The organism is Stenotrophomonas maltophilia R551-3, assembly GCF_000020665.1.
In the GTDB taxonomy this organism is placed as follows: domain Bacteria; phylum Pseudomonadota; class Gammaproteobacteria; order Xanthomonadales; family Xanthomonadaceae; genus Stenotrophomonas; species Stenotrophomonas maltophilia_L.
The window spans coordinates 991,481-1,018,112 of record NC_011071.1 but is presented as its reverse complement, the minus strand read 5'-3'; the positions used below and the strand labels follow the sequence as shown (position 1 = coordinate 1,018,112).

The 26,632-nt window shown below is 67.0% G+C and carries 17 protein-coding genes and 1 tRNA gene; 7 read left to right on the top strand and 11 right to left on the bottom strand.

The window, feature by feature from the left end:
- Nucleotides 1-42 precede the first annotated feature (42 nt).
- From SMAL_RS04500 to SMAL_RS04485, 4 genes are all read right to left on the bottom strand, one after another.
- Nucleotides 43-825: a BUD32 family EKC/KEOPS complex subunit gene (locus SMAL_RS04500; RefSeq protein WP_012510216.1), complete on the bottom strand. Its 783-nt coding sequence runs from the start codon at nt 823-825 to the stop codon at nt 43-45.
- A gap of 76 nt (nt 826-901) precedes the next feature.
- A complete protein-coding gene (locus SMAL_RS04495; RefSeq protein WP_004146896.1) occupies nt 902-1,879 on the bottom strand; it encodes a beta-ketoacyl-ACP synthase III in 978 nt (325 codons plus the stop codon).
- A gap of 91 nt (nt 1,880-1,970) precedes the next feature.
- Nucleotides 1,971-2,165, bottom strand: a complete 195-nt coding sequence (gene rpmF, locus SMAL_RS04490; protein ID WP_004154640.1) for a 50S ribosomal protein L32 — start codon at nt 2,163-2,165, stop codon at nt 1,971-1,973.
- 108 nt (nt 2,166-2,273) lie between these two features.
- On the bottom strand, nt 2,274-2,783 hold the full coding sequence (locus SMAL_RS04485; protein WP_004146886.1) for a YceD family protein: 510 nt from the start codon (nt 2,781-2,783) through the stop codon (nt 2,274-2,276).
- A 113-nt stretch (nt 2,784-2,896) separates the two neighbouring features.
- Between SMAL_RS04485 and SMAL_RS04480 the strand changes: the two genes are divergently transcribed.
- Nucleotides 2,897-3,466 carry a Maf family protein gene (locus SMAL_RS04480; protein WP_012510215.1) on the top strand — a complete coding sequence of 190 codons (570 nt, stop codon included), beginning with the start codon at nt 2,897-2,899 and terminating at the stop codon, nt 3,464-3,466.
- 120 nt (nt 3,467-3,586) lie between these two features.
- Here the strand turns inward: SMAL_RS04480 and SMAL_RS04475 are convergent, their stop codons facing one another.
- On the bottom strand, nt 3,587-5,422 hold the full coding sequence (locus tag SMAL_RS04475) for a glycosyltransferase family 39 protein (RefSeq protein ID WP_004146882.1): 1,836 nt from the start codon (nt 5,420-5,422) through the stop codon (nt 3,587-3,589).
- A gap of 42 nt (nt 5,423-5,464) precedes the next feature.
- On the opposite strand from SMAL_RS04475, the gene SMAL_RS04470 reads away from it, so the two are divergent.
- From SMAL_RS04470 to SMAL_RS04455, 4 genes are read left to right on the top strand one after another with little or no spacing between them, the layout of a single operon-like run.
- Complete coding sequence (locus SMAL_RS04470; protein WP_012510214.1) at nt 5,465-6,418, top strand: AAA family ATPase; 954 nt, start codon at nt 5,465-5,467, stop codon at nt 6,416-6,418.
- 23 nt (nt 6,419-6,441) lie between these two features.
- Complete coding sequence (locus tag SMAL_RS04465) at nt 6,442-7,365, top strand: DUF58 domain-containing protein (RefSeq protein ID WP_041864477.1); 924 nt, start codon at nt 6,442-6,444, stop codon at nt 7,363-7,365.
- A complete protein-coding gene (locus SMAL_RS04460; protein WP_012510212.1) occupies nt 7,358-9,307 on the top strand; it encodes a transglutaminase TgpA family protein in 1,950 nt (649 codons plus the stop codon). The genes SMAL_RS04465 and SMAL_RS04460 overlap by 8 nt, the downstream gene beginning before the upstream one ends.
- The gene (locus tag SMAL_RS04455) at nt 9,304-9,831 is read left to right on the top strand and encodes a Slp family lipoprotein (protein ID WP_012510211.1); all 528 of its coding nucleotides are present in this window, start codon (nt 9,304-9,306) and stop codon (nt 9,829-9,831) included. Before SMAL_RS04460 ends, SMAL_RS04455 begins: the two co-directional genes overlap by 4 nt.
- Before the next feature lie 80 nt (nt 9,832-9,911).
- Here SMAL_RS04455 and SMAL_RS04450 read toward each other — a convergent pair whose 3' ends face one another.
- The 4 genes from SMAL_RS04450 to dnaX all read right to left on the bottom strand — a co-directional run bounded on the left by SMAL_RS04450 (nt 9,912) and on the right by dnaX (nt 13,440).
- Entirely contained in the window at nt 9,912-10,271 is a 360-nt protein-coding gene (locus SMAL_RS04450; protein ID WP_004146872.1) for a histidine triad nucleotide-binding protein, read from the bottom strand.
- A 67-nt stretch (nt 10,272-10,338) separates the two neighbouring features.
- Nucleotides 10,339-10,938 (bottom strand): recombination mediator RecR, encoded by a 600-nt coding sequence (gene recR / locus SMAL_RS04445; RefSeq protein ID WP_012510210.1) that lies wholly within the window; start codon nt 10,936-10,938, stop codon nt 10,339-10,341.
- Nucleotides 10,939-11,049: 111 nt separating this feature from the next.
- The gene (locus SMAL_RS04440) at nt 11,050-11,370 is read right to left on the bottom strand and encodes a YbaB/EbfC family nucleoid-associated protein (RefSeq protein WP_004154630.1); all 321 of its coding nucleotides are present in this window, start codon (nt 11,368-11,370) and stop codon (nt 11,050-11,052) included.
- Nucleotides 11,371-11,376: 6 nt separating this feature from the next.
- On the bottom strand, nt 11,377-13,440 hold the full coding sequence (gene dnaX, locus SMAL_RS04435) for a DNA polymerase III subunit gamma/tau (RefSeq protein WP_041864476.1): 2,064 nt from the start codon (nt 13,438-13,440) through the stop codon (nt 11,377-11,379).
- 144 nt (nt 13,441-13,584) lie between these two features.
- Between dnaX and SMAL_RS04430 the strand changes: the two genes are divergently transcribed.
- Nucleotides 13,585-13,677: transfer RNA gene (locus SMAL_RS04430), tRNA-Ser, on the top strand.
- A gap of 419 nt (nt 13,678-14,096) precedes the next feature.
- On the opposite strand, the gene SMAL_RS04425 is transcribed toward SMAL_RS04430, so the two are convergent.
- On the bottom strand, nt 14,097-14,891 hold the full coding sequence (locus SMAL_RS04425) for an isocitrate lyase/PEP mutase family protein (protein ID WP_012510208.1): 795 nt from the start codon (nt 14,889-14,891) through the stop codon (nt 14,097-14,099).
- Between the two features lie 120 nt (nt 14,892-15,011).
- Between SMAL_RS04425 and SMAL_RS04420 the strand changes: the two genes are divergently transcribed.
- The gene (locus SMAL_RS04420; RefSeq protein WP_012510207.1) at nt 15,012-15,455 is read left to right on the top strand and encodes a GNAT family N-acetyltransferase; all 444 of its coding nucleotides are present in this window, start codon (nt 15,012-15,014) and stop codon (nt 15,453-15,455) included.
- 57 nt (nt 15,456-15,512) lie between these two features.
- On the opposite strand, the gene SMAL_RS04415 is transcribed toward SMAL_RS04420, so the two are convergent.
- Complete coding sequence (locus SMAL_RS04415; RefSeq protein ID WP_012510206.1) at nt 15,513-26,402, bottom strand: autotransporter-associated beta strand repeat-containing protein; 10,890 nt, start codon at nt 26,400-26,402, stop codon at nt 15,513-15,515.
- Between the last annotated feature and the right edge of the window lie 230 nt (nt 26,403-26,632).

Below are 26,632 nucleotides of genomic sequence, written 5' to 3'. Positions count from 1 at the left end.
ATCCCTTTTCGATGGGAAAAGGGATCTGACTCCAGCCGATGATCAGCAGAACAGCTGCAGGACGTCCAGATCACCGTCGGCGAGGAAATCCACGCACAGGCCGACCAGCATCAGCACGCCGGCGGTACTGGCGCCATGGGCGATGAAGATCGAATGCGCCAGCGCGCGCGCTGAACGGCCCAGCTTCATGCAGACCCGGGCCAGATTGCGAAGGCGGCCACTGACCGCATGCACATGCTCGCGCACCGGTGCCTGAACATCGCCCATCGCCTCGGCCATCATCGCCTGCAGGTGCTCGGGGCGGTCGGCGTAGTACTTGGCGACGCCGTAGCCGAACATCAGCCAGTCGCGGGCCTGCGCTTCAGCCAGGTCCATCACTTCCAGCGGATCTTCCTCGAAGTCGATGAAGCCTACTTTCTGGCCGTCCCAGGTGAGATTGCGCGGCAGCGGCTGGCCGAAATAGGCGCCACGCGCATGCGCTTCGGCGATGGCCAGCATCGCTGCCATCACCAACCGGTCGCGACCGGCCTCGTCGGCTTCGCGCAGGCAGGTATTGAACGAACTGCCGTTGTCGCCGATCACCAGCGCGGCATGACCGGTACCCAGCACATCGGGCACGTTCACCCCCTGCGCCTGCAGTTCAGCCAGGCGACGGGCTTCGGTTTCGCGTGCAGCGTCACCGCCGCGATGCGGTGGCGGGCGCAGGGCATCGAGATGGAAACGGCGGGCAACAAAATTGAGCAGGCCCAGGGCCAGCGCCCGGCTTCCCTTGCCGTACTGCTTCAGCCAGGCACGTTGCCCTTCGATGACGATGGGCTCAACCATGACAGGTCCTCCTTAAACGCGTTACGGCCCCAGAGGGGCCGTAACGACAGACTTCACGTTGTCGTAACTTGCACTATCAATAGCGCAGCAGGGCCGAACCCCAGGTGAAGCCGCCGCCGAAGGCTTCCAGCAACAGCAGCTGGCCGCGCTCGACCTTGCCCGATCGCACTGCAGCGTCCAGCGCCAGCGGCACCGAGCCGGACGAGGTGTTGCCGTGCTGATCAACCGTGACCACGACCTGTTCCATCGACATGTCCAGGCGCTTGGCCGTGGCTTCGATGATGCGTAGGTTGGCCTGGTGCGGAATCAGCCAATCCAGGTCGGACTTGTCCAGGCCGTTCGCAGCCAAGGTCTCGTCCACGACCGAGTCCAGCGCCTTGACGGCGTACTTGAACACATCGTTGCCCTTCATGTTGATAGTGCCACCACCGTTGGCGCCGCCCTTGAAACCGGTCGAGACACCCACCGGGTTCCACAACAGCTCCTTCTTGCTGCCATCGGAATGCAGGTGGGTGCTGAGGATGCCGGTCTCTTCGTCGGCCTTGAGCACGACGGCGCCGGCACCATCACCGAACAGCACGCAGGTGGTGCGATCGTTCCAGTCAACCATGCGGGTCAGCGTTTCGGCGCCGATCACCAGCACGTACCGGCAGTCGCCGGAACGGATGAATTTGTCGGCCACGCCCAGCGCGAACACGAAACCCGAACAGGCCGCGTTGACGTCGAAGGCGGGGCATCCGGCCACACCGAGCTTGGCCTGGATCAGGCACGCGGTGGACGGGAAAATAAGGTCAGGGGTGGTCGTACCGACCACGATCATGTCGAGCTGCGAAGCGTCGATGCCGGCCGCTTCAAGTGCGCGCAGCGCGGCGTTGTAGCCGAGATCGCTGGTGGTTTCGCCTTCGGCCGCGATGTGCCGTTCACGAATGCCGGTGCGCGACTGGATCCACTCATCCGAGGTTTCGACCATTTTTTCCAGGTCGGCGTTGGTCAGGACTTTTTCCGGCAAATAGCTACCGGTGCCCGCGATCCTCGAATAGATCCGCTTGCTCATCATGTTTCCTGTTGCGCAGGCCGCCGATCACCGGCAAGCCCGGGAAAGAAGGCAAAGGCCGCTGCCCTGAGGCAGCGGCCTTCCCGGCACATCAATCTTCTTCGACGGCCGAGGTCTTGGTCTGGATGACCTTCTTGCCGCGGTAGAAACCATCGGCAGTGATGTGGTGACGCAGATGCACTTCGCCGGTGGTCGGGTCGGTCGACAGCTGCTTGGCGCTCAGGGCGTCATGCGCACGGCGCATACCGCGGCGGGACGGGGTGACACGGGATTTCTGGACAGCCATGGGATTGCTCCAAACTCGGTTCGTTTTTGCTTCGTCGTATCGTCGCGCAGGACGCCAGCGCCCAGCACACTTTCGCTTTCGCCGCAGCCGCCGACGACAATCCGGCTGCTATTGTTTCTTCAAGGCCGCCAACGCCGCAAACGGGTTGGCCTTCTTTGTTTCTTCTTCGCTCGGTGCCCAGTCCTTGTCGACTGCTTCACCGTCGGGCGACAGCGGTACCACCGGCACCGCCAGCACCAACTCGTCTTCGACCAGGTCCAGGGGACGCAGCTGGCCATCTTCCGGCACCAGCAACGCCTCGTATTCCTCCGGCAGGGACGATTCCTCGTCCTCGTCGCGGATCAGGCCAAGCCTCTGGGTCACCTTCACCGGCAACAGGAATCGCTGCATGCTGCGCTGACAGGTCAGCGGCAACGCGGTGTCGATGGTCAGTTCCACATAGGATACCCGCAAGATGTCGTCGCGACCGAATTCAAGCGAGTAGACACACTCACCGTCGGTATCGGCGACCAACCCCTGCAGGCGGGTCAATTCAGCCAGGGAGACCTGACCGTCGAAGCGCCTTCGCGCTACAACCATCCGCCAGGCATCCAGCGTTTCGGGCACGTTCGCGGACATAAGCCGCTGAATACTAAGGATCGGGGCGGCGGCTGTCAAATGCCCGCCATACAGGACTTGCCGCTGGCGTCGCGGACGGGCCAGACTGCCGCGCCCTGCCCCGGTATTGTCGCATGCCGCTGATCCTGGCCTCCACCTCCCGCTACCGCCGTGAACTGCTGCAACGGCTGGGCCTGCCCTTCGACTGCACACGCCCGGACGTGGATGAAACCCCGCTGGACGGCGAGGCCCCGCTGGCCCTGGCCACGCGCCTGGCAGCCGCCAAGGCCGCCGGGGTGGCTGCCCGTCATCCCGACGCCTGGGTGATCGGCTCCGACCAGGTGGCCGACCTGAACGGCCAGCCGCTGGGCAAGCCCGGCACGGTCGAGGCGGCCTGCGCCCAGCTGAAAGCGATGTCCGGGCACACCGTGCGCTTCCATACCGCCATCAGTCTCACGCGCAACAGAGAATCCTTCACGGCGATGGACCTGACCGAAGTGCGTTTCCGCGCGCTGGACGAGGACGAGATCGCCCGCTACGTGGCCGCAGAACAGCCACTGGACTGTGCCGGCAGTTTCAAGTGCGAGGGCCTGGGCATCAGCCTGTTCGAGGCCATCGACAACCGCGACCCGACAGCACTGGTCGGGCTGCCGCTGATCGCGCTGTGCGGGCTGCTGCGCAAGGCGGGATACGCGGTGCCCTGAACGCTTCCGCCAACCTGTAGAGCCGAGCCCATGCTCGGCTGCCCTTTTTGTAGAGTCGAGCCATGCTCGACTGTCTTTGGAGAAGCAGTCGAGCATGGCTCGACTCTACAAAAGCAGGACTCAACGAACTTCGAACGGCTGCTCCTGCCACTCTTCCACGCTGCCATCGTTGCCATGCAGGCGCAGGCCCAGCCAATGCCGGCCCGGTGCCAGAGTGGCGGTATCCAGCGACGCATCGAAGCCCACCGCCGGATGCCGCGGGTCGGTGCTGTCCGGCCAGGTGTGGCGCACGTCGAACACACGCCCGTACTGCGCGTCACCGATAGAGCGGCCATCGACCAGCACCTCGACACGCGCCAGGCCGACGCCATCCTTGAACGCCCAGCCCTTGACGGCAAGCGTGCCCGAAACCTTTTCACCGTTGGATGGCGCATCCAGCCACGCCATCGCCGGGGTCACGCACGGACCCGCCGCCCGCTGTGCCGGCAGGCGGAACAGCAGGAAACGCTGGAACCCATGGTCGCTGCTGACCACCCGCGGCGCGGGCAACGGCCCGACCTGTTCACAGATGGCGTGATAGCGCGCCAGCAGATCGCGGTAACGCTGGTCACTGGGCGACAGCACCAACAGCATCGGCGCCGCACGCTCGCCCTCGTGCAGCAACCCCCACTGCGCCAGCTGCGCGGTACGGCCATGCTTGTCGTTGAGCGGATGCGGCAGCACCTCGATATCACCATTGCCCAGCTGGAAGCCCAATTCGGCCCCGACCTTGAAGTTGCCGGCCAGCACGCGCGTGCCGGCCGGCATCTGCTGCAGCTCATCGCGCACCGCCACCGCCAGCGGCTGCCAGCCGGCGAAGTTGCGCGGGTAGTACTTGCTGCCCGCCAGCTGCTCACGCAGCGAAGGCGTGGATGCCATCAGGTAATAGCCGAATGCCAGCACCATGCCGGCGCCGGCCAGCCACCAGCCGGTACGGCGCAGCCAGCGCGGCCAGCCGTTGAGCACCACCGGCACCGCCACCAGCAGCGCCAGATAGCCCGGCAACGGCCAGTGGAAGCTGATCCGCTCGACGTCGGTGAAGAACCCCAGCAGGAAGATGCCAAGCGTTGAAACACCACCGACCAGGCCGAAGTAACGCCACTGCACCCGCGCGCCGCCACCACTGCGGGTGCCCGCCAACGCCACCTTCCACATCGCGATGCACAGGATCGGCGTGACCAGCATCGGCTGGATCAGCAGGAACCACAGCCCAGCCCATTCGAAAGTCCAGGGATGGCGCTCGACCACCTGGAACTTCAGGCCGGCATCGTGATTGTCCGCATTCCACGCCAGCAGCGGCAGCCAGGCCAGCACGCCCACTGCGAGCGCCACCCATACGCGTGGATCAGCCAGCATGCGCCGCCCCTGCGGCAACGCCAGCAACGCAATGAAGCCAACACCGATGACGCCGATGAAGCGGTAGTGGCTGAGCGCACCGATCATCAGGCCCAGCGCCAGCTTCATCGCCGAAGACGCATCGACGTTGTGCAGCAGGCGCGCGCCGGCGTGCAGGCAGATCACCGCCGCCAGTGCCATCGGCACGTCCGGCACCGCCAGCAGCCCCAGCGTGGCCGACAACGGCATCAACAGTGTCAGGCTGCCGGCCTGCCATCCGGCCACGTTGCCGAACCAGCGCGTGGCGATGCGCGCCACCAGCAGCGGCAGCAATGCACCCATGGCCAGGAACGGCAGGCGCAGCGCCAGGACGTGGTGGCCGCCGATCTCCACGCCGAGCCGTGCCAGCCATGCGGTCAACCCGGGCAGATCGGAATAGGCAGCCGCCAGATGCTGGCCTTCCTGCCAGTAGAACGCCTCATCGACAAACAGTGGCAGGCGCGCGGCCACCACCAGCTTGGCCGCTGTGACCAGCGTCCATAACCAGAGAAATATCGTTCGTGCGCGCTGTTCGCCTTGCATCGCTCTATGGATAATCAAGTGGATTCCAGAACTGAGACGATCATGCCAGCTTCGTCCCCCAACCCCAGCATGCTAACCGATCAATTGCGACAGGCCCTGCGGGAGGCACAGGATCAGGTGAACGCACTGGTGCTGGGCAAGGTGCCGGAAGTCAGGCTGGCTTTCGTCGCGCTGCTGTCCGCTGGGCACCTGCTGATCGAGGATCTGCCCGGCCTGGGCAAGACCACGCTGGCACATGCACTGGCCAGCAGCCTCGGCCTCAGCTTCCAGCGCGTGCAGTTCACCTCCGACCTGTTGCCCGCCGATGTACTGGGCGTCTCGGTGTATGAAGCGGGCAGTCGCCAGTTCCAGTTCCATCCCGGCCCGGTGTTCACCCACGTACTGCTGGCCGACGAGATCAACCGCGCACCACCGCGCACGCAGAGCGCACTGCTGGAGGCAATGGCCGAGCAACAGGTCACCCTGGATGGACAGACCCATCCGCTGCCCGATCCGTTCTTCGTGATCGCCACGCAGAATCCGGTGGACCTGTCCGGCACCTTCCCGCTGCCGGATTCGCAGCTGGATCGCTTCCTGCTGCGGCTGGCGATGGGCTACCCCAGTGCCCAGGCCGAACGCGAGCTGCTGCGTGGCAGTGATCGCCGCGACCTGATCGCACGCGCGGTACCGAAGCTGGACGATACCCAGGTGCGTGAACTGCGCGATGCGGTTGGCCAGGTGCATGCCAGCGACGCACTCATCGACTACGTGCAGGCGCTGCTGACCCGCAGCCGCCAGCACGCCGGCGTGCGCGTCGGCCTGTCACCGCGTGCAGGCCTGGCCCTGCTGCGTGCGGCCAAGGCACATGCGCTGCTGCTGGGCCGCGGCCATGTAGTGCCCGAAGACGTGCAGACCCTGTTCGTGGCAGTGGCCGGCCACCGGCTGGTGGCGGAGGCGGAATCCAGCTCGGGGCCGGCACTGGCGCGTGCGATCCTGCAGACCGTCGCGGTGGACTGAGCGTGACCACACGCTGGGCACGCATGCAGCTGTTGGCTCGGCCACGCAGGCCCGAAGCCTTGCCGCAGCGACTGGACCGTCATCGCATCTACGTGCTGCCGACCCGCTTCGGCCTGTTCGTCGCCACTCTGTTGGCGGCGATGCTGCTGGGCGCGCTGAACTACAACAACAACCCGGCGCTGCTGCTGGCCCTGCTGCTGGCGGCCGCCGCGATCGCCAGCGCCATCGCCGCTCACCTGCAGCTGTCCGGCGTGCAGATCGATGCGATCGCCGCCGAGCCGGTACCGGCCGGGCAACCGTTGCGCCTGCGCGTGGACCTGTCGCTGCGCGATCCGCGCGCGCGCCATGGCCTGCACCTGCAGCTGGGCGACAGCGAAGCCTGGACCTCACTGCCGGCACACGGTCGCGGTGAGGTGGAACTGGAGGTACCGAGCGAACGCCGCGGCTGGCTGGAGCTGCCGCGCATCCGCCTGTCCACCACCCAGCCACTGGGACTGGTGCGGGCGTGGTCGTGGGTGTGGCCGGAACAACCGCTGCTGGTCTATCCACTGGCCGAGACAACCGCACCTGCACTTCCGGAGAGTGGCAACGCCCCCCTGCACACGCGTGCCCATGCCAGTGGCGAGGAACTGCATCAGCTGCGCCCCTACCGCGCCGGCGACGCGCCACGCAGCATTTCCTGGAAGCACTCCGCGCGCCGCGACAGCCTGCTGGTGCGCGAGTATGAAAAGCCGATCGGCATCGAAGTGGTGCTGGATTGGCGCATGCTGGCACCGCTGGACCACGAAGCACGCATCGCGCGGCTGGCGCGCTGGGTCGGCATGGCCGAACGCGAGGGGCGACGCTACACCCTGCTGCTGCCGGCGCATCCACCGTTCGGCCCCGGCCAGGGTGCCAACCATCACCACCTGTGCCTGCGCGCGCTGGCGCTGATGCCCCATGGCTGATCCCCTCGATCAACTGGACCGCAGCACGCGTGCCTGGACGTTGGCCTGTGCGGCGCTGGCCCTGCTGCCACTGCTGCTGCAGTTGCCACCGCTGCTGGCGGTAGTGATCGCGATCGCTGCGATGTTGACCGCTGCGCTGTCCTGGCGACGCGTGCTGCCGATGCCGGTGCGCCTGCTGCTGGTGCTGGGCATGCTCGCCGCCATTGTCTGGCAGATGGGCATGGTGCGCCCCGGTCGCGATACCGGCTGCGCTCTGCTGGCGGCGATGCTGGCGATCAAATCCAGCGAACTGCGCAGCCTGCGCGACGCGCGCAGCCTGCTCGGCTTTGCGCTGTTTGCTCCGTTCGCCGCATTCCTGCTCGACCAGGGACCACTGACCACAACCCTGGCCGCGCTCGCCGGTGTCGGCACGCTGCTTGCGCTGCAACGCCTGGCACATGATGAGGGCCGTGCCGGCCGCCTGCCGTTGCGCGGACAGCTGCGCAGTGTCGGCCGCCTGCTGGCGATCGGCCTGCCGCTGGCTCTGGCCAGCTTCTGGCTGTTCCCGCGCCTGGCCACGCCGCTGTGGGGTGTTCCCGAACGCGCGGTGGGCACGCCGGGGCTGTCCGACAGCATGGAGCCCGACCAGTGGCTGGACCTGATGGCCGACGACACCCCGGCGCTGCGCGTGCAGTTCTTCGGCGCGGTGCCGGAACCGGCGCAGCGCTACTGGCGAGGCCCGGTGCTGACCGCCTTCGATGGCCGCCGCTGGTCGCGCGATCGCGCCAGCGCGCGAAGGCCGGCCGCCACGGTCGAAGCCAGCGCGCAGGGCTGGGATTACCAGATCGACTACGAGCCGACCGATCGCCGCCAGCTGGTGGCGCTGGACCTGCCCAGCCGCGCCCCCGAGGGCAGCACGCTGGACGCGGACATGAGCCTGAGCAGCGAGCGTCCGCTGGCGTCGCTGAGCCGATGGCGCCTGCACTCGGCCCCGCCCGCACGGTTCGACAGCACCCTGTCACCCTACCTGCGTCGTGCGGCACTGCAGCTGCCCGGCGGCTTCAACCCGCGCACCGCCACCCTGGCCCAGCAATGGCGGCAGGAGGCCGGCGCCGACGACGAGGCCATCGTCCGCCGCGCGCTGCAATGGATCACCCGCGACTTCTCCTACACGCTGGCCACGCCCCCGGCAGGGCGTGATCCGGTCGACGAGTTCCTGTTCGGCTACAAAGCCGGCTTCTGCCAGCACTTCAGCTCGGCCTTCGTGGTGCTGATGCGCAATGCCGGCATTCCGGCACGCGTGGTGACCGGCTTCGCGGGAGGTACCCGCAACCGCATCGGCGACTACTGGGTGCTGCGGCGGATGGACGCCCATGCCTGGGCCGAGGTATGGCTGCCGCAACGCGGCTGGGTGCGGGTCGACCCGACCGCTGCCGTCGCCCCCGAACGTATTCTCGACACCCTCGACGATCGCCTGCAGGCCGGCACCGACACGCCGATGCAACAGCGCTGGCTGCAACTGGGGCAGATGGGCGACTGGCTGCGCCGCGGCTGGAATGACCTGGTGCTGTCCTTCGATGCGCGCCGCCAGCAGCAGCTGCTCAAGCCGCTTGGGCTGGACGACCTGGGGCCGGCACAGCTGATAGCCGGCTTCGTGACGGCCGCGTTGATGGCGCTGGCGTGGATGGCCTGGCTGCTGGCCCGCGGCGAACGCGAACGTGATCCGCTGCTGCGCGGCTGGCACCGGCTGGGTCGCCGCTACGCCCCCCTCGGCCTGGCCCGCGAACCGCATGAAACCGCACAGGACTGGGCGCGTCGGGTACATGCCCGCCGCCCCGATCCGGCACTGCTGGCACTCAGCCAGCGTTTCGCCGACGCGCGTTACGCTGGAACTTGCACCGAGCTCGCTTCATTATTGCGGGACCTGCGCAGGCATCGCCCGACTTCCGGAGCCTCCCCATGAACACCAAGTTCCTCCTCACCGCTGTGGCCACGCTGGCCCTGTCGGCCTGCGCCACGGCCCCCAAGCCGCTGCAGGGACAGTTCAGCCTGGTCTCCCCGCGCGACTCGGTCGCCACCCAGCAGGTCGGCACGCCCGTCCGTTGGGGCGGCCGCATCATCGAAACCAAGCCCGGCCAGGGCGAGACCTGCTTCCAGATGATCTCGCGCCCGCTCAACGCCAGTGGCCGCCCGAACACCACCTCGTCCGACGCCAGCGACGGCCGCTTCATCGCCTGCCGCGCCGGCTTCTACGACCCGGCCGTGTTCGAAGCCGGCCGTGACGTGACCTTCATCGGCAAGATCGACGGCTACCAGAACACCCGCATCGGCGACTATGACTACCGCCTGCCGAAGCTGTCGGCCGATGTGATCTACCTGTGGCCGGAACAGCGCCAGGTCGATGTGGTGCCCTACCCCTATGGCCCGTGGGGCCCGAGCCCGTATGGCCCGTACTGGGGCGGCTATGGTCGCTGGGGCTGGTGGTGATCGTCACCGTACAGGCATGACGGAAAAGGCCGCCCTCGGGCGGCCTTTTTTCATCCACGCATGGCATGGATGCCGTGCGCTCAACGCCCCGGCGTACCGAAATGCCCCAGCTGCCCACCGGCCAGCAGGTGCATGTGGATATGGAACACGGTCTGCCCGGCGTCCTCGCGGCAGTTCATCACGATGCGATAGCCATCCTGCGCAAAACCCTCGCGGCGCGCGTACTCGGCAGCGGCCAGTGCCAGTTTGCCGATCAGGTGCGCCTGCGACGGCTGCAGATCGTCCAGGGTCGGAATGATTTCGTTCTTCGGAATGAACAGCACGTGCACCGGCGCCTGCGGTGCGATGTCCTTGAAGCCCAGCACCTCGTCATCCTCGTAGACGATGGTGGCCGGGATCTCGCGACGGATGATCTTGCTGAAGAGGGTTTCGTTGCTCATGGTCGGCCTCGGCGGGGATGTCTCCCGCATTGTAGGCCGGCCGCGCCGGACGATGCCCGGCCAGCGCTCAATCGCGGAATTCGCTGCGCGTCCCGAACGCGTGCGACAGCGTGCCGCGATCAACGTATTCAAGTTCGCCGCCGAGAGGCAGGCCCTGCGCAAGGCGGCTGGGCTGCACCTTGCGTGCGCGCGCCAGCTGCGCCAGGTAGTGCGCGGTGGCTTCGCCCTCGACAGTGGCGCTGGTGGCGATGATCAGCTCCTGCACCTCGCCTTCGGCCAGCCGCCGCTCCAGCTGCTCCAGGCCCAGCTCGCGCGGGCCGATGCCATCGAGCGGCGACAGCCGCCCCTGCAGCACGAAGTAGACACCGCGGAAACCGGTGGCGTTTTCGATGGCCAGGCGGTCGGCCGGCGATTCGACCACGCACAGCTGGCTGCGTTCGCGGCTGCTGTTGGCGCAGGTCGGGCACAACTCGGTTTCGCTGAAGTCGCGGCACTGCGCGCAGTGGCCAATGCGTTCCACCGCCAGCGACAGCGCTTCAGCCAGGCGCTGGCCACCTTCGCGCTCGCGCTCGAGCAGGTGGTAGGCCATGCGCTGCGCGGTCTTCTGGCCCACGCCAGGCAGCACCCGCAGTGCGTCGATCAATTGTTCAAGCAGGGGTGCGGACACGGCGGCATGCTTTGATGGCGTCGAGCGAGCTCGACGGCTACGTGTAGAGTCGAGCCATGCTCGACTGAGGGTTGCAGCGGGCGCCTGCAGCAACAGGCGCCCCGCCAAGCATCAGAACGGCAGCTTCATGCCCGGCGGCAGCTGCATGCCGGCGGTGGCCGAGCCCATCTTCGACTTCGACTCGGCATCGATCTTGTTCGAGGCATCGTTGAATGCGGCAGCGATCAGGTCTTCCAGCATCTCCGGGTCGCTGGCCAGCGACGGGTCGATGCGTACCTTGCGGCATTCCTTGGCGCCGGTCAGGGTCACGCTGACCATGCCGCCACCGGCGCTGCCGGTCACTTCGATCTTGGCGATTTCTTCCTGGGCCTTCTGCAGGTTTTCCTGCATCTTCTGGGCCTGCTGCATCAGTTGGGCGATGTTGCCGCGCATAGTGTCTTACTCGTCAAAAGAACGGATGGAATCGGAAACAACCCGGGCACCGTGCTGTTGGATCAGCACCTGCACTTCCGGATCGTCCATGAAAACAGCCTCTGCCACCTGCTGCCGTTCGCCACGCTGGCGATCGGCACGCTGATGCAGGGTCTCGGCCGGAACGTGTTCGGTTTCCACGGTCTCGACCACGATCTTCGGCGCCTGGCCGAGGGCCTTCTCCAGCATTTCGCCCAGCGCAGCCAGCGCGCGCTCCGAGCGCAGGTATTCAAATCCGGGCGAAAGGCCCAGTTTCAAGGTCCCGCGCTGGCAACTGATGAAGGCGGCGTTGGCGGCCAACTGCCGCGACGGGCCGCTCAGGCCACTGTTGGCGACCAGGTCCAGCCAGTCCTCGGCGCTGGCCAGTTCGCTGACACCGTCCTGCGGCGCGGGATCACGCACCGCAGCGGGCTCGGCCGGCGCGATGGCGATGCCCTCGGCACGGAACGGGCGCTCCAGCTCGGCAGGCTTCGCTTCGACCGGTGCTGGCACCGGGGCCGGTGGCTCATGCCAGGGCGCGACCATCGCCGCATCCGGACCCGCCAGTTCGGCGGCCAGCGCCTCGTCACGGGCCTCGGCTTCGTCGGTGGCCCACGGCGGCAGGTCGTCGGTCGCCGCTGCATCTGTGGCCGGCGTCGGCGTTGGAGCCTCCGCGGCGGCCTTCACCGGCGGCGGCGATTCGGGTTCCTGCACTGGAACCGGCTCGGGTTCCGGCGTCGGATCCGGCTCCGGTTGCGGGGCCGGCTCAGGTTCGGGTTCAGGCTCGCGTGGTGCGGCCTGCACGGGCACTGCGGCGGCGACCGGACTGGCCGAAGCAGCAGCGGCGGCAGGCGCGGACGATGCCTCCTGGCTGCCAACGCCACCACCGGCCGTGTTGCCACCCGGTGTACCGCCGGCCGCACTTTCAACTGTCTTCGGCACCGACGGCACCGCCGCGGCCGGGCGGAACGCCAGCATCCGCAGCACGGCCATTTCGAAGCCGGCGCGCGGACTCGGCGCCAGCGGCAGGTCACGACGGCCGTTCAAGGCCATCTGGTACCAGAGCTGGACCACCTCCGGACGCAGGCGCTCGGCGAACACCGTGGCGTCCAGGCCTTCGGCGGCAGCCGCAGCGCCCGGCACCAGCTGCTGCACCTGGATGCGGTGCAGGCCTTCGGCCAATGCTTCCAGCACGCCACTCCAGTCCGGCGAGAACTCGGCCAGCGCGGCCACCACCTGCAACAGGCGCGGGCCATCGCCCTCGGCCAGTGCGTCGAGCATTGCCGCCACCTGGGTACGGTCGACGGTGCCCAGCATGGTGCGCACCACATCCTCGCGCAGCGCGCCGCCGGCATAGGCAATCGCCTGGTCCAGCAGCGACAGGCCGTCGCGCAGGCTGCCATCGGCGGCCTTGGCCAGCTGCACGAGGGCGCTGCCGTCGGCCTCGATTTCCTCAGCCGCCAGAATGCGGGTCATCTGGCCCTGGATCTGATCCTCGTCCAGGCGCTTGAGGTTGAACTGCAGGCAGCGGCTGAGCACGGTGACCGGCAGCTTCTGCGGGTCGGTGGTGGCCAGCAGGAACTTCACGTGCTCCGGCGGCTCTTCCAGCGTCTTCAGCAGCGCGTTGAACGCCGCCTTGGACAGCATGTGCACTTCGTCGATCAGGTAGACCTTGTATTTGCCACGCGAGGGCATGTACTGCGCGTTCTCGATCACCTCGCGCACGTCATCCACGCCGGTGTTGGACGCGGCGTCGATTTCCAGCAGGTCGATGTAGCGGCCGGCGTCGATGTCCAGGCAGGCCGCGCACTGGCCGCATGGGTCTGCGCTGGTGCCCTGCTCGCAGTTGAGCGACTTGGCGAAGATGCGCGCGATCGTGGTCTTGCCCACGCCGCGGGTACCGGTGAACAGGAACGCATGGTGGACCCGGCCGCTGTCCAGCGCGTTGCTGAGCGCACGGACCACGTGTTCCTGGCCCACCAGCTCGGCAAAACGCTTCGGACGCCACTTGCGGGCAAGGACGAGATAGGACATCAGGCCACCGTTTTCCATCGGATGTTCCATTGTGCCATGCCTGTCCAGCCCCCTCGCCTCCGGCGCGTCCTTCGCAGGTTCCTGACTGGGGTGCTTGTGAAGTGTCGCGCAGCCCGCTAGAATCTGCGCCCCTGCTGAGGCGTTTGCCGATGGCAGGGATCCGGAGAGGTGTCCGAGTGGTTGAAGGAGCACGCCTGGAAAGTGTGTAAGCGTCTAAACCGCGCTTCGGGGGTTCGAATCCCCCTCTCTCCGCCAGATAACTGAAAAAGGCTGCCCTTAGGGGCGGCCTTTTTCAGTTATCTGGCGCGGGACGCGAAGTGCGCTGCGCGCGCTTCGCCCCAAACGTTGCTGCGCAACCTTTGGGCCCCTCCCTTTGCCGGCCTCTCCCCGCCCCTGTCGGGGCAGCCCCTCAACAGAGGGGCTTGTTCCTCCAGATACGCGACATACACGGACAGACCGCCGCAGGCGGGTCCCGGGGCGCAACGCGCGCCGGGATCGGGGCATGGATGCACCCGACAATCCCCTCTCCCCGCCCCTGTCGGGGCCCCCCTCAACAGAGGGGCTTGTTCCTCCAGCCGCATCAGTAGATCCACACCATGCGTGGATGCCTCGGCCCGGTCGAAACGACTATCCGCCCATGCCCCAGCCTACCGCTGCCCCCGTCCCCAGCACCCTCACCCTTCGCTGAACAGGTGGTTCAAGGCCGCATATCCCGGTGCGCCCTCGGGCATCGCCATCGCGCCGCCGAGAAAATCCGTGGTCGCCGCAGCCATCGCCGCCCACGCGTGCATGAACAGCGCGGGCCCTGCACTCAGCCGCCGCACGCCGGCCTGCGACAGCGCAGCAGGCGACGCAATTCCAGGCAGCCACATGAGGTTGAGGGGCAGCGGCACGGCGCTGGCAACCGCAGCAGCCTCGTCCAGCGCACGCAGCCCCGGCACAAAGCCGCCGTCGGCACCAGCACGTGCATAGGCCTGCAGCCGATCGATGCTCATCCTGACGGCCTCATCACCTTCGGCCAGGCTGCGCAGATACACATCGGTGCGTGCATTGATGAACAGCGATCGCCCGCCAAGCGCCGAGCGGATGGCAGTGATCTTGTCCACCAGCGCCGCAGGACTGCCGGCGCCGTCTTCGATGTTGATCCCGACCGCACCCGCCTCCACCAGGCGCAGCACCCGCGCAGCGACCGCATCGGGAACATCGCTGTAGCCGTCCTCGATATCGACCGTGACCGGCAACGAGATCACACGAGCGATTTCGGACACCCGCTGCAGCAGCGCGGTATCAGGCAGCGCACCGCCATCGGCATAACCGCAGGACCACGCCATCGCAGCACTCGATGTTCCCACCGCGCGGGCCCCCTGCTGCTGGACCAGGCGGGCGCCACCGGCATCCCATACGTTGGGCAGCACGTAAAAATTGGCACCTTGGTGGAGTTGTACGAAACTGGCGTGAGCGTTGGACATGGAACCTCCTGATGACGGGGACCTGCAGTCTGCGCCCGAACCGGTTTCCGGGCTCGCCATGTTCAGACATCAATGGCACGGACCTCGCGCACAATGTGCCCACAACCATGACGTTCCTTCATGACACCCCGCCCCTACTGCTGCAGCGACATGACCGCCTGCCTGTCGATCTTCGACAGCAACGTGCCCACCTACTTCGCACCGGAAGAGCGGAGCGACTTCGAACGCTTCCTGCGTGAGCAGGCAATGGGCTGTGCATTCCAGGTAATCGAACGCGATGGCAGCATCGTGGCCTGTGGCGGCCTGTCGCGCCGCGGCGATGGCAGTGCCGGTTTCTGTTGGGGCATGGTGCAGCGCGCGCTGCACCGGCATGGACTGGGCCGCGAACTGGCGCTGGCGCGCCTGCGCCAGGCCGAAGCGGATCCCTCGATCAATCGCATCACGCTCAGCACCAGCCAGCACACCCAGGGCTTCTACGCCGGCCTGGGCTTCCGGGTGACACGTGTGGTGCCCGATGGCCACGGCGCCGGGATCGACGCTGTGGAAATGGAGCGGGAGCTCTAGCGCTCCCGCCCCGGTGCCATCCACGCGGAGCGTGGATCTACCGCTGGCCCACTCCCCTCAGAAACCCACGCGCAGGTTGATCTGCCCGCCGACGTCGCGGCGACCGTCGCCGTGCTGGCCCTGCACGAACATCGACAGCTGGCTGTTGCGGCCCAGGCCGACCGCCACGCCCAGCTGGCTGACCAGCGCGTTGCGTGCCATCACCGCGCTGTACACATCGAACGCATTGCCGCCGGCCGCGAAGCGGTTGCGGCTGGCCACGTCGGTGTCGCCCGATGCATGCTGCCAGCCGAGGCCGACCGTCAGCTGCGCCGGGAAGCGCTCGCCACTGCCCACGTCCCAGCGCCCACGCACGCCCACGGTGCTGACATTGAGCGTGTCCTTGCCGCCTTCCAGCTCCAGCGCAGCACTGCCGCCCTGTTCCACCGCACGATCGCTGTCGACCCAGTGCTTGGTGAACTGCACGTACGGCTGCAGCTGGGTCCTGCCGTGGCTCCAGGTCCAGCTGCCTTCCACCTGGGCAATGGTCACATCCGAATCCTGGCGGCTGTACAGGGTCTGGCCCAGCAGCGGCACCTCACGCGTGGTGCGCGTGCGGTAGTCGCCGCGCGACACGCTGCCACCGACCGCAAAGCCGTTGTTCCACTGGCCCTGCGCATACAGGCCGAAGGTGTTGCCACGCAGGCGGGCCCGCGAGCTGCGATCGTATAGGCGCGTATCCAGCCGTTCGTTGCCGGCCGCTGCACCCAGCACCACGTGCTCCCCGAGCTGCCAGTCCACGCCGGCCATCAGCGCATTGCGGTTGGAGCGGATGTCATCGCCGTTGCCATCACCATCCTGCTTGAACACCTTGCCGCTGCCGGCCAGCCAGGCCGACGCGCGCTCGCCACGCACGGTCGGCAGCTCACTGCCCAGGCGCTGGCGGATGCCTTCTTCCAGATAGTTGTCATACAGCAGCACAGCGCGGCTGGCGGCATGCACTTCACCGGACAGCTGGTCGAATGCGCTGCGCGCGGTGGCGGCGTCATAGATCAACACCGTGTTGTACAGCCCCAGTGCCGAGCCACTCTGCGGCAGGCTGTCCAGTGCTGCGGCGGTGTTGTACTGGTTGCGCGTCTTCGCCGCCGTGGTGAAGGCTGCGGTCTGCGCCACATCGATCTGCAGATTGGCCGTGTTCGCCGTGTAGATCGGGGTGATGGTCAGGAAGGCCGACGGCGTCTTGGCCGAAGCGAACTGCCCGCTCACGCCACCACCCGCATTGACCACGGTGTACTGCTGGCCTTGTTGATAGCTGGTGCTCGGCGAGATGGTATTCACCTGCACGCTGCTGCCACCCACGTTGGCACTGCCACCCACCTGCACCGTGTCACTGCCGGTGGCACCCAGATCGATGCCCAGCGTGCTGCCCGGCGACAAGGTCAGGTTGCCACCCACCGTGATCGTGCCGGTGCCGTTGCCCGCACCGCTGCCATTGCCCGGGCCATTGCCCGGCGAGAGCACGCCGCCGCTGGATACCGTCACGCCACCGCCGGTACCCCCGATGGTGCCGGTGCCGGACAGCGTGGTGCCGCTGCCGATGGTCCACTGGCCGCCGATGTTGCCGGTGACATTCAGGCCACCGCCGGTGACCTGGCCGGTGCCGCTGAAACCACCGCTGTTGCCGCCGAGATTCAGCCCGCCCGGGCCAGCCTGCACGATGCTGCCGCCACCGCTGATGGTGCCGCCCAGCGTGGTGGTGCCACCAGTGTTGATGATCAGGCCACCATTGTTGGTGATGTTGCCGGTGACCGAACCGCTGGCCCCGCCGTTGCCGACCTGCACCGTGCCACCGGCATTGATGGTGGTGCCGCCGGTGTAGGTGTTGTTGCCGGTCAGGGTGATGGTGCCAGCGCCGGCCTGGGTCAAGCCACCGCTGCCGCTGATGGTGCCACCGACGGTGGTGTTGCCACCGACGTTGAACACCAGGCTGCCGTTGTTGCTGACGTTGCCGGCAATCGACCCGCCCGCACCGCCGTTGCCGACCTGCAGCGTGCCACCGGTGTTGATGGTGGTACCGCCGGTATAGGTGTTGTTGCCGCCCAGGATCAGCGTGCCGCTGCCGGCCTGGGTCAGGCCACCGCTGCCGCTGATGGCGCCGCCGACGGTGGTGTTGCCGCCCACGTTGAACACCAGGCTGCCGTTGTTGGTGACACTGCCGCCGATCGAACCGGTGGCGCCACCATTGCCCACCTGCAGGGTGCCACCGGTATTGATGGTGGTCGGGCCGGTGTAGGTGTTGTTGCCGGTCACGGTCAGCGTGCCACTGCCGGCCTGGGTCAGGCCACCGCTGCCGCTGATGGTGCCGCCCAGCGTGGTGTTGCCCGCGACGTTGGACACCAGCGTGCCGTTGTTGATGACGTCGCCGACGATCGAGCCGGTCGCACCACCGTTGCCCAGCTGCAGCGTGCCGCCGGTGTTGATGGTGGTGCCGCCGGTGTAGGTGTTGGTGCCGGTCAGCACCAGCGTGCCACTGCCCGCCTGGGTCAGGCCACCCGTACCACTGATGGTGCCGCCCAGCAGGGTGTTGCCCGCGACGTTGGAGATCAGCGAACCATTGTTGGTGATGTCGCCAGCGATCGAACCGGTCGCTCCACCATTGCCCACCTGCAGCGTGCCACCGGTATTGATGGTGGTGCCGCCGGTGTAGGTGTTGTTGCCGACCAGCGTCAGCACGCCGCCACCGGCCTGGGTCAGGCCACCGCTGCCACTGATCGCGCCGCCGACCGTGGTGTTGCCCGCCACGTCGAACACCAGGCTGCCGTTGTTGGCGACATTACCGGTGATCGCACCGGTCGCACCGCCATTGCCGACCTGCAGCGTGCCACCGGCATTGATGGTGGTGCCGCCGGTATAGGTGTTGTTGCCGGTCAGCACCAGCGTGCCAGCGCCGGCCTGGGTCAGGCCACCGCTGCCGCTGATGGTGCCGCCCAGCGTGGTGTTGCCCGCCACGTTGGACACCAGCGCGCCGTTGTTGGTGATGTCGCCGACGATCGCGCCGGTCGCACCGCCGTTGCCGACCTGCAGCGTGCCGCCTGCATTGATGGTGGTACCGCCGGTGTAGGTGTTGTTGCCGGTCAGCACCAGCGTGCCGCTGCCAGCCTGGGTCAGGCCACCACTGCCACTGACCACGCCGCCCACAGTTGCGGTGCTGCCCAGGTTGTAGACCAGGCTGCCGTTGTTGGTGATGTCGCCCAGCACCGAACCGGTGCTGCCACCGTTGCCGAGCTGCAGCGTGCTGCCACCGTTGATGGTGGTGCCACCGGTATAGACGTTGTCGCCGCTCAGGGTCAGCGTGCCGGTGCCACTCTGCACCAGGCCACCGCTGCCACTCAACACGCCAGCGAAGGCGGTGCTGCCGTTGTTGCCGCCGGTGGTGAGGGTTGCGCCACCCAGCACGACGCTGGAGCCGGTCACGCCGGCCAGGCCACCGATGCTCTGATTGCCACCGGCGCTGATGTCCAGCGTGCCGGCACCGGTCAGATTGACCGTGCTCGCACCCGACAGGGTGCCACCGGCACCCACTGCCAGGACGCCACTGTTGATCGTGGTGTCACCGGCATAGCTGCTGGCACCGCCGAGAGTGACGGTCGCGGCGCCATCCTTGAGCAGACCACCCGCACCACTGATCACACCATTCAGCGCGAGCGCGTTGCTGCCCGCCAGGGTCAGCGTGCCGCTGGTCAGCTGCACGTTGTTGCCCACGGTCAACGCAGTGGTGCCATCCAGCATGGCGTTGCCGCCCACCGTCAGCGTACCGGTACCCAGCGCACCACCATTGCCCAGCGTCAGGCCACCGGCATTGAGCGCCACGCCGCCGCTGAATGTATTCGCGCCGATCAGGGTCTGCACGCCCGCCCCGTTCTTCACCAGCCCGCCGGTGCCGGTGATGTCACCGGCGAAGGTGGTGTTGCCCACGCCATTGAGGGTCAGCGTGCTGCCGCCCAGCGCAACCGTGCTGCCGGCAACACCAGCCAACGACCCGATGCTCTGCGCACCCCCGGCAGAAATGTCGAACGCCGTACCGGCATTGGCCAATGTCACCGCACCATTCGATGCCAGGCTGCCACCGGCGCCAATCGCCAGCGTGCCCGCATTGATGGTGGTGCCACCGGTGAAGGTATTGTTACCGGTCAGGGTCTGGGTGCCGGTGCCTTCCTTGATCAGCCCACCGGTACCACCCACCGAACCGCTGAACGTGCCATTGGCGGGACCGCCAATGGTCAAGGTGTTTGCCCCCAGGTTCACCGTACCGTTGCCGACCAGGGTGCCGAACTGCTGCGTGCCGCTGCCCGCCGACAGATCGAAGGTCGCGCCCGAAGCCAGATTGACGATGCCACTGGCATGCAGGCTCGCGCCGGCGCCCAATGCCAGCGTACCGGCATTGATGAAGGTGCCACCGGTATAGGTATTGGTACCGTTCAAGGTCAGCGTCGCCAAACCGTCCTTGGTCAGCGCCCCGGTGCCACTCAGGTTGCCGTTGAGGGTGAGGTTGTTGCTGCCGAGCACGGTCAGCCCGGCGTTGAGGACGAAGTTGTTGGCCAGCGTCACCGCAGTGTTCGAATCGAGCGTGCCGTTGCCACCCACCGTTACCGCCCCGGTACCCAGAGCTGCATCGTTGCCGACCACCAGGCCGCCTGCATTGAGCGTTACACCACCACTGAAGGTGCTGGCGCCGTTGAGGGTCTGCACGCCCGCACCGTTCTTGATCAGGCCACCGTTGCCGGTGATCGCGCCATTGAAGGCACTGTCAACGGTGCCGCCCAGGGTCAGCGCGCTACCACCCAGCGCCACGGTGCTGCCGGCCACACCGGCAAGCGAACCGATGCTCTGGTTGCCGGCCGAGATGTCGAGGGTACCGGTACCGGCCAGGTCCACCGCACCGGTCGAGGCCAGGCTGCCACCAGCACCGATGGCCAGCGTGCCGCTGTTGATGGTGGTGCCTCCGGTGTAGGTATTCGCACCGGTCAGGGTCACGGTGGCCGCACCGTTCTTGATCAGGCCACCGGTACCGGAAACCATGCCGCCCAGGGTGAGCGCATTGCTGCCCAGCAGGTCGAGGTTGGCGCCCGATGCCAGCGCGATGTTGTTGGCCAGGTTGGCCGCGATCGAAGCATCCAGCGTAGCGTTGGCACCCACGGTCAGCGCACCGCTGCCGAGCGCGGCGTTGTTGCCGACCACCAGGCCGCCGCCATTGAGCGCCAGGCCGCCACTGAACAGGTTGGCGCCGCCCAGCGTCAGGATGCCGGTGCCGTTCTTGACCAGGCCGCCGGTACCGGAGATCGCGCCGTCGAACACGCTGTTGCCGTTGCCGCCGAGGATCAGCGACTGCGCCCCCAGACTGACCGTGGAGCCGATCACGCCGGCCAACGAACCAATGGTCTGGCTGGCACCGGACGTCGAGATGTCGAAGCCGGTTCCCGCTGCGGTGAGTGTCACTGCACCGGTGGCCGCCAGGCTGCCACCCGGACCGATCGCCAGTGTGCCGGCATTGATGAAGGTGCCGCCGGTGTAGGTGTTGGCACCGGTCAGCGTCTCGATGCCCGCACCGACCTTGGTCAGGCCACCCGTACCTGCGATAGAGCCACTGAAGGTGCCATTGGTCGCCCCGCCGACTTCGATCGAATTGGCGCCCAGGTTGACCGTACCGTTGCCGACCAGGGTGCCGAACACCTGCGTGCCACTGCCGGCCGACAGATCCAGCGTCGCGCCGGTGGCGAGGTTCACGGTACCGCTCGCCGCCAGGCTTGCACCGGCACCCAGCGCCAGTGTGCCGGTGTTGATGTTGGTACCACCGGTATAGGTGTTGATGCCGTTCAAGGTCAGCGTTGCGACGCCATCCTTGGTCAGGCTGCCGGTACCGGAAATCACCCCGTTGAGCGTCAGTGCATTGGTGCCCAGTACGGTCAGGCCTGCGTTGAGCGCGATGTTGTTGGTCAGTGCTGCCAGGCCGGTGGTGTCCAGCGTGGCCGCCCCGCCGACGGTGAGCGCGCCAGAGCCCAGCGCCGCGTCGTTGCCCAGCAGCAGGCCGCCGGCATTGAGCGTGACGCCGCCGCCGAAGGTGTTGGCAGCAGACAACGTCTGCACGCCCGCGCCCACTTTGACCAGACCACCACCGCCACTGATCACGCCGTCGAAGGCAGCATTGCCGGCCGTGCCGAAGGTCAACGAATTGCCACCCAGCGCCAGCGTGCTTCCGCCCGCACCATTGAGCGCGCCGATGGTCTGGCTGCCGCCGGCACCGGAGATATCGAAGCCAGCGCCTGCGCCCAGCGTGACATCACCCGCTGCGGCAAGGCTGCCACCCACCCCCAACGCCAGCGTGCCGGCATTGATGGTGGTGCCGCCGGTGTAGGTGTTGGCGCCGGACAGCGTCAGCGTGGCCGCACCACTCTTGACCAGGCTGCCGTTGCCTCCGATCACACCTGACAGCGTCAGCGCATTGCTGCCCGGCAGGGTCAGCGCAACACCCGAGCCCAGATTGACCGCATTGCCCAGGCTGACCGCAGCACCGGCATCCAGCGTGGTGCTCGCATTCACGGCCAGCGCGCCGGTACCCAGTGCGCCATTGGCACCGACCACCAGACCGCCGCCATTCAAGGCCAAGCCACCTCCGAAGGTATTGCTGTTGTTGAGGGTCAGCAGGCCAGTACCGTTCTTGACCAGGTTGCCGGCGCCCGCCACCACACCGCTGAGCGCGACATCGCTGCTGCCGCCCAGGGTCAGCTGGGTGCCAACGCCGAAGTTCACGGCATTGCCCAGATTCAGAGCGACCGTGCTGTCCAGGCTGACGTTGCCACCGATCCCCAGCGCGCCCGTACCCAACGCACCCGCATTGCCCAGCACCAGGCCACCCGCATTGAGTGCCACGCCACCGCTGAACGTGTTGGCGCCGGACAGGGTCTGCACGCCGGTACCGATCTTGATCAGTCCGCCGCTGCCGTCGATGACACCGGCAAATGCGCCGTTGCTGGCCCCGCCGAAGGTGAGCGATTGCGCGCCCAGGGTCACCTGGCTGCCGGCGACGCCGTTCAACGCCCCGATGGTCTGGCCCGCCCCCGCTGCGGAGATGTCCAGTGCAGCACCGGTGCCAGCAAGATTCACCGCCCCGGCCGCGGCCAGGCTGCCACCTGCACCCAGTGCAAGCGTGCCGGCATTGACCGTGGCGCCCCCGAGGAAGGTATTCGCACCGGACAGCGTCAGCGTCGAGGCGCCGTTCTTGATCAGGCCACCGGCACCACTCACCACACCGCTCAGAGTGAGATTGCTGCTGCCCGGCAGGGTCAGCGTATTGGCGCCCAGGCTCACCGCGTTGGCCAGCGAAACCGGGGCACTCGCATCCAGAGAAACATTGCCGCCGATGTTCAGCGCCCCGGTACCGAGCGCACCGTTGGCGCCCACCGACAGGCCACCTGCATTCAATGCAAGACCACCGCTGAAGGTGTTGCTGTTGTTCAACGACAGCACACCGGTGCCGGTCTTGATCAGGCTGCCGGTACCCGACACCAGCCCGCCCAGTGCGACATTCTGGTTGCTGGTCAGGCTCAGCTGCGCACCAGCGTCCAGGTCAATGGCGTTGGCCAGGTTCAATGCCACCGAACTGTCGAGGGTGGCGTTGGCGCCCACTGCAAGCAGACCGGTTCCCAGCGCGCCGGCGTTGCCCAGCATCAGGCCACCACCGTTGAGCACCAGCCCGCCACCGAAGGTATTGGCACCGTTGAGGGTAAGCGTGGTGGCACCGTTCTTGATCAGACCACCGGCGCCGGAAACCACCCCGCCAAGCGTGACCGCCTGCGTGCCCGGCAACGACAGCGAGGCCCCCGTCCCAAGCGCCACATTGTTGGTCAGGTTCAGTGCCGTGCTGCCATCGAGCGATGCATTGCCACCCACGCTCAATGCGCCGGTGCCGAGTGCACCGCTGTTGCCCAGCAGCAGGCTGCCGGCATTGAGGTTCAGGCCGCCGCTGAACGCATTGGTGCCGTTCAAGGTCAGCAGCGAGGCGCCGTTCTTGGTCAGGCTGCCGCTGCCGGTGATGTTGCCGCCCAGGGTCAGGTTCTGGCTGCCGGGCAGGGTCAGCACCGCGCCAAGGTTGATGGCATTGCCCAGATTCAGTGCTGCGGTTGCGTCGAGCGAGCCATTGCCGCTGACCGTCAACGCGCCGGTACCGAGTGCACTGCCGTTGCCCAGCAGCAGGCCACCGGCCGCCAGGTTCAGGCCACCACTGAAGGTATTGGCGCCGCTGAGCGTCTGCGTGCCCGTTCCCTGCTTGACCAGGCCACCGGTACCGCCGATCACGCCGCCGAAGGTCTGGTTGGTGGCGTCGCCAAAGGTGAGCGTGCTGCCGCCCAGCGTCACGGTGCTGCCGGCGATGCCGGACAGCGCGCCGATGGTCTGGTTGCCGCCGAGCGAGATGTCCAGCTCCGTCCCTGCATTGACCAGATTCACTGCACCGGTGGCTGCGAGACTGCCGCCACTGGCCAGCGCGACCTTGCCTGCGTTGATCGCCAATCCACCGGTGAACGCATTGGCGCCGCCCAGCGTCAACGTAGCAGCGCCGTTCTTGACCAGGCTGCCGGTGCCGCTGATGACGCCGCCCAGGGTCAGCGCATTGCTACCCAGCACGCTGAGCGAGCCGCCGGCCCCCAGGTTGATGCCATTGCCCACGCTCAGCGCCGTGCTGGCATCAAGCGTTGCCACACCACCGACACCCAGTGCACCGGTTCCCAGCGCACCGCCGTTGCCGAGGACCAGCCCACCAGCCGTGAGCGACAGCCCTCCACCAAACGTGTTGGCGTTGTTGAGGGTCAGGGTGGCCGCACCGTTCTTGACCAGGCTGCCGGTACCACCGACGACGCCGTTGAAGGTCAACGCCTGGTTCCCGGACAGATTGAGGATGCCGCCCGCGCCCAGATTGACCGCGTTGGCGAGAGCAAGTGCCCCGCCAGTGCCATCGAGAGACACGTTGCCGCCGACACCGAGTGCGCCGGTGCCCAGCGCGCCCGCATTGCCCAGCAGCAGGCCGCCGCCGTTGAGCGCGACGCCACCGGTGAAGGTATTGGCACCAGACAGGGTCTGGGTACCCGTACCGACCTTGACGAGCGCGCCACCGACACCGCCGATGACGCCGGAGAAGCTGGTGCTGGTGTTCAGGCCACCCAGGGTGAGGCTGCGCGCGCCGAGGTTGAGCGCACCGGATCCGGCAAGCGAACCGATGGTCTGGCTGGCTGCAACCGAGAGATCGAGGTTGGTACCTGCGCCCAGCGAGATCGCACTTGTCGGCGACAGGCTGCCACCGACGCCCAATGCCAGCGCACCACCGGTGACCGCGAAGGAGCCTGTAAGCAGGTTGGCACCATTCAAGGTGAGGGTACCCGGACCCGCCTTGATCAGGTTGCCGGCGCCCGAGATCGAACCGTTCAAAGACAACGCGTTGCTGCCCAGCAGGTTCAGCGAGCCCGCGCCATTGATCACCAGATTGTTGCCAAGGGTGAAGCCCGCCGTCGTATCCAGCGAAGCGCTGCCACCGACGGTCAGGTTGCCGCTGCCGAGTGCACCGGCATTGCCCAGCACCAGGCCACCGGCATTGAGGTTGACGCCACCTGAGAACAGGTTCGCGCCGCCCAGGGTGACAATGCCGGTGTTGTTGACCGTCAGCCCGCCAGTGCCTGAAAGCACGCCCCCCAGACCAAACGCATTGGTCCCGGCCAGGGACAGATTGCCACCGAGGCTGAAAGCGTTGGCCAGATTCAGGCCCGCTGTGGAGGACGCAATGGCACCGCCGTTGGCCGTGAACAACCCTGTGCCAAAGGAGTCGGTGTCGTTGAAATTGACCAGGCCATCATTGAGCGTCGTCTGCCCGGTTCCGCCCCATGCGCCCTGCAGGTTCCAGGTGCCGCTGTTGACGGTGAGCTTCTGGAAGTTGAGGTACCGGTTCCAGCCCAGCGTGGTCACTGCACCGCCAGTGCCCGCGCCTGGGCCGGCTGCGCTGTTCTGCAGCACCAGCGTGTTGTTGGCGGCGCCGCTGCCCGTACCGGCGTCGACCGTTCCCGCAGCCGCAACCTTCACCCCGGTAACACCGGTAATCACGCCGGCAAGGGCGCTGCCGCCGCCTGCCACAACGCTGGAACCCGACACTGCGGTAAAGGTATTGCCGCCAGTTGAATCACCCAGGTGAACGCTGCCACTGACAGCCCCCGCATTGAGGAACGTATTACCGCCAGAAGCACCCAGGCCGGTGCGTCCGTCGATGGTGCCTGTGTTGGTCACATTGGCTGCCGCGCCACCATAGGTCACCACCGTGGTCGCGTCGGAAACGCTGCCTGCGCCGATCAACGACGTACTGATCAGGCCGGCATTGTTGATTGTGGTAGTGCCGTTGACATTCTGTGCCACCAGCGCCTGCCCCCCGAAACCCAGCAGCGTTGCGATGTTGACGACACCCTTGATCTGTCCGCCGGAATTGTTGTTGACGACGATCGCGCTGTTGTTGGCAGAACCGTTGCCGATGACCAGTCCGGGCGACGCGAGGATGAGCGAGCTCGGATCGATCGTGCCACTGTTGTTGACCGTCACGTTGTCGCCGCTCAACGTCGCCGCATTGCCACCACCGATAACCGGAGGCGTGCGCAGCGTGGCCCCTGCCAGCACGTTCACCGTGATGCCGGAATTAGCGTTGATGTAGTTGCTGACCGAGCCAGGGTCGCACGTGACCGTTGAGCCCACCGTATTGCACGCCGCGAACGCCGAACCACTGGCCAGCGTGGCCGCCAGCGCGACCGCCAGCTGGTGCGCCCTCAATCGCGGCACCCGCCCTGCGCAGACCGCGCTTCCGCCGGGATTCTGGGCGACCTCCGAAGCAACCTGCATTACGCCGAGGGCACGATTGAAAACCAGACGGTAAATGCGGTTCATCGGTAAATCTCCATGAAAAGACCAGATGGCACTGCAGGCAGGTTTTTTGAAGACAATGCGGCCCACCCCGGCTCCCGACACGGGAACAAGGCCTGGCTTCATTAACTTCTGAAAATCTTCACATCTTCACGCGGCCGCACCTGAAACAGGCAGGCCAACGTGTCCGCCAAGGCGAAAACTCCCCGATTTCGCATGACGAATGGCGGCACTGTGCGGCCGATGGCGCCAGC

Bases quoted from the DNA above. Each gene is read 5' to 3' on its own strand.
- SMAL_RS04415 (WP_012510206.1), bottom strand. From the start codon at position 26,402: ATGAACCGCATTTACCGTCTGGTTTTCAATCGTGCCCTCGGCGTAATG.
- SMAL_RS04480 (WP_012510215.1), top strand. From the start codon at position 2,897: ATGCCGCTGATCCTGGCCTCCACCTCCCGCTACCGCCGTGAACTGCTG.
- SMAL_RS04460 (WP_012510212.1), top strand. From the start codon at position 7,358: ATGGCTGATCCCCTCGATCAACTGGACCGCAGCACGCGTGCCTGGACG.
- SMAL_RS04470 (WP_012510214.1), top strand. From the start codon at position 5,465: ATGCCAGCTTCGTCCCCCAACCCCAGCATGCTAACCGATCAATTGCGA.
- SMAL_RS04500 (WP_012510216.1), bottom strand. From the start codon at position 825: ATGGTTGAGCCCATCGTCATCGAAGGGCAACGTGCCTGGCTGAAGCAG.
- dnaX (WP_041864476.1), bottom strand. From the start codon at position 13,440: ATGGAAAACGGTGGCCTGATGTCCTATCTCGTCCTTGCCCGCAAGTGG.
- SMAL_RS04450 (WP_004146872.1), bottom strand. From the start codon at position 10,271: ATGAGCAACGAAACCCTCTTCAGCAAGATCATCCGTCGCGAGATCCCG.
- SMAL_RS04440 (WP_004154630.1), bottom strand. From the start codon at position 11,370: ATGCGCGGCAACATCGCCCAACTGATGCAGCAGGCCCAGAAGATGCAG.
- SMAL_RS04455 (WP_012510211.1), top strand. From the start codon at position 9,304: ATGAACACCAAGTTCCTCCTCACCGCTGTGGCCACGCTGGCCCTGTCG.
- SMAL_RS04495 (WP_004146896.1), bottom strand. From the start codon at position 1,879: ATGAGCAAGCGGATCTATTCGAGGATCGCGGGCACCGGTAGCTATTTG.
- SMAL_RS04465 (WP_041864477.1), top strand. From the start codon at position 6,442: ATGCAGCTGTTGGCTCGGCCACGCAGGCCCGAAGCCTTGCCGCAGCGA.
- SMAL_RS04475 (WP_004146882.1), bottom strand. From the start codon at position 5,422: ATGCAAGGCGAACAGCGCGCACGAACGATATTTCTCTGGTTATGGACG.
- rpmF (WP_004154640.1), bottom strand. From the start codon at position 2,165: ATGGCTGTCCAGAAATCCCGTGTCACCCCGTCCCGCCGCGGTATGCGC.
- SMAL_RS04420 (WP_012510207.1), top strand. From the start codon at position 15,012: ATGACACCCCGCCCCTACTGCTGCAGCGACATGACCGCCTGCCTGTCG.
- SMAL_RS04425 (WP_012510208.1), bottom strand. From the start codon at position 14,891: ATGTCCAACGCTCACGCCAGTTTCGTACAACTCCACCAAGGTGCCAAT.
- SMAL_RS04485 (WP_004146886.1), bottom strand. From the start codon at position 2,783: ATGTCCGCGAACGTGCCCGAAACGCTGGATGCCTGGCGGATGGTTGTA.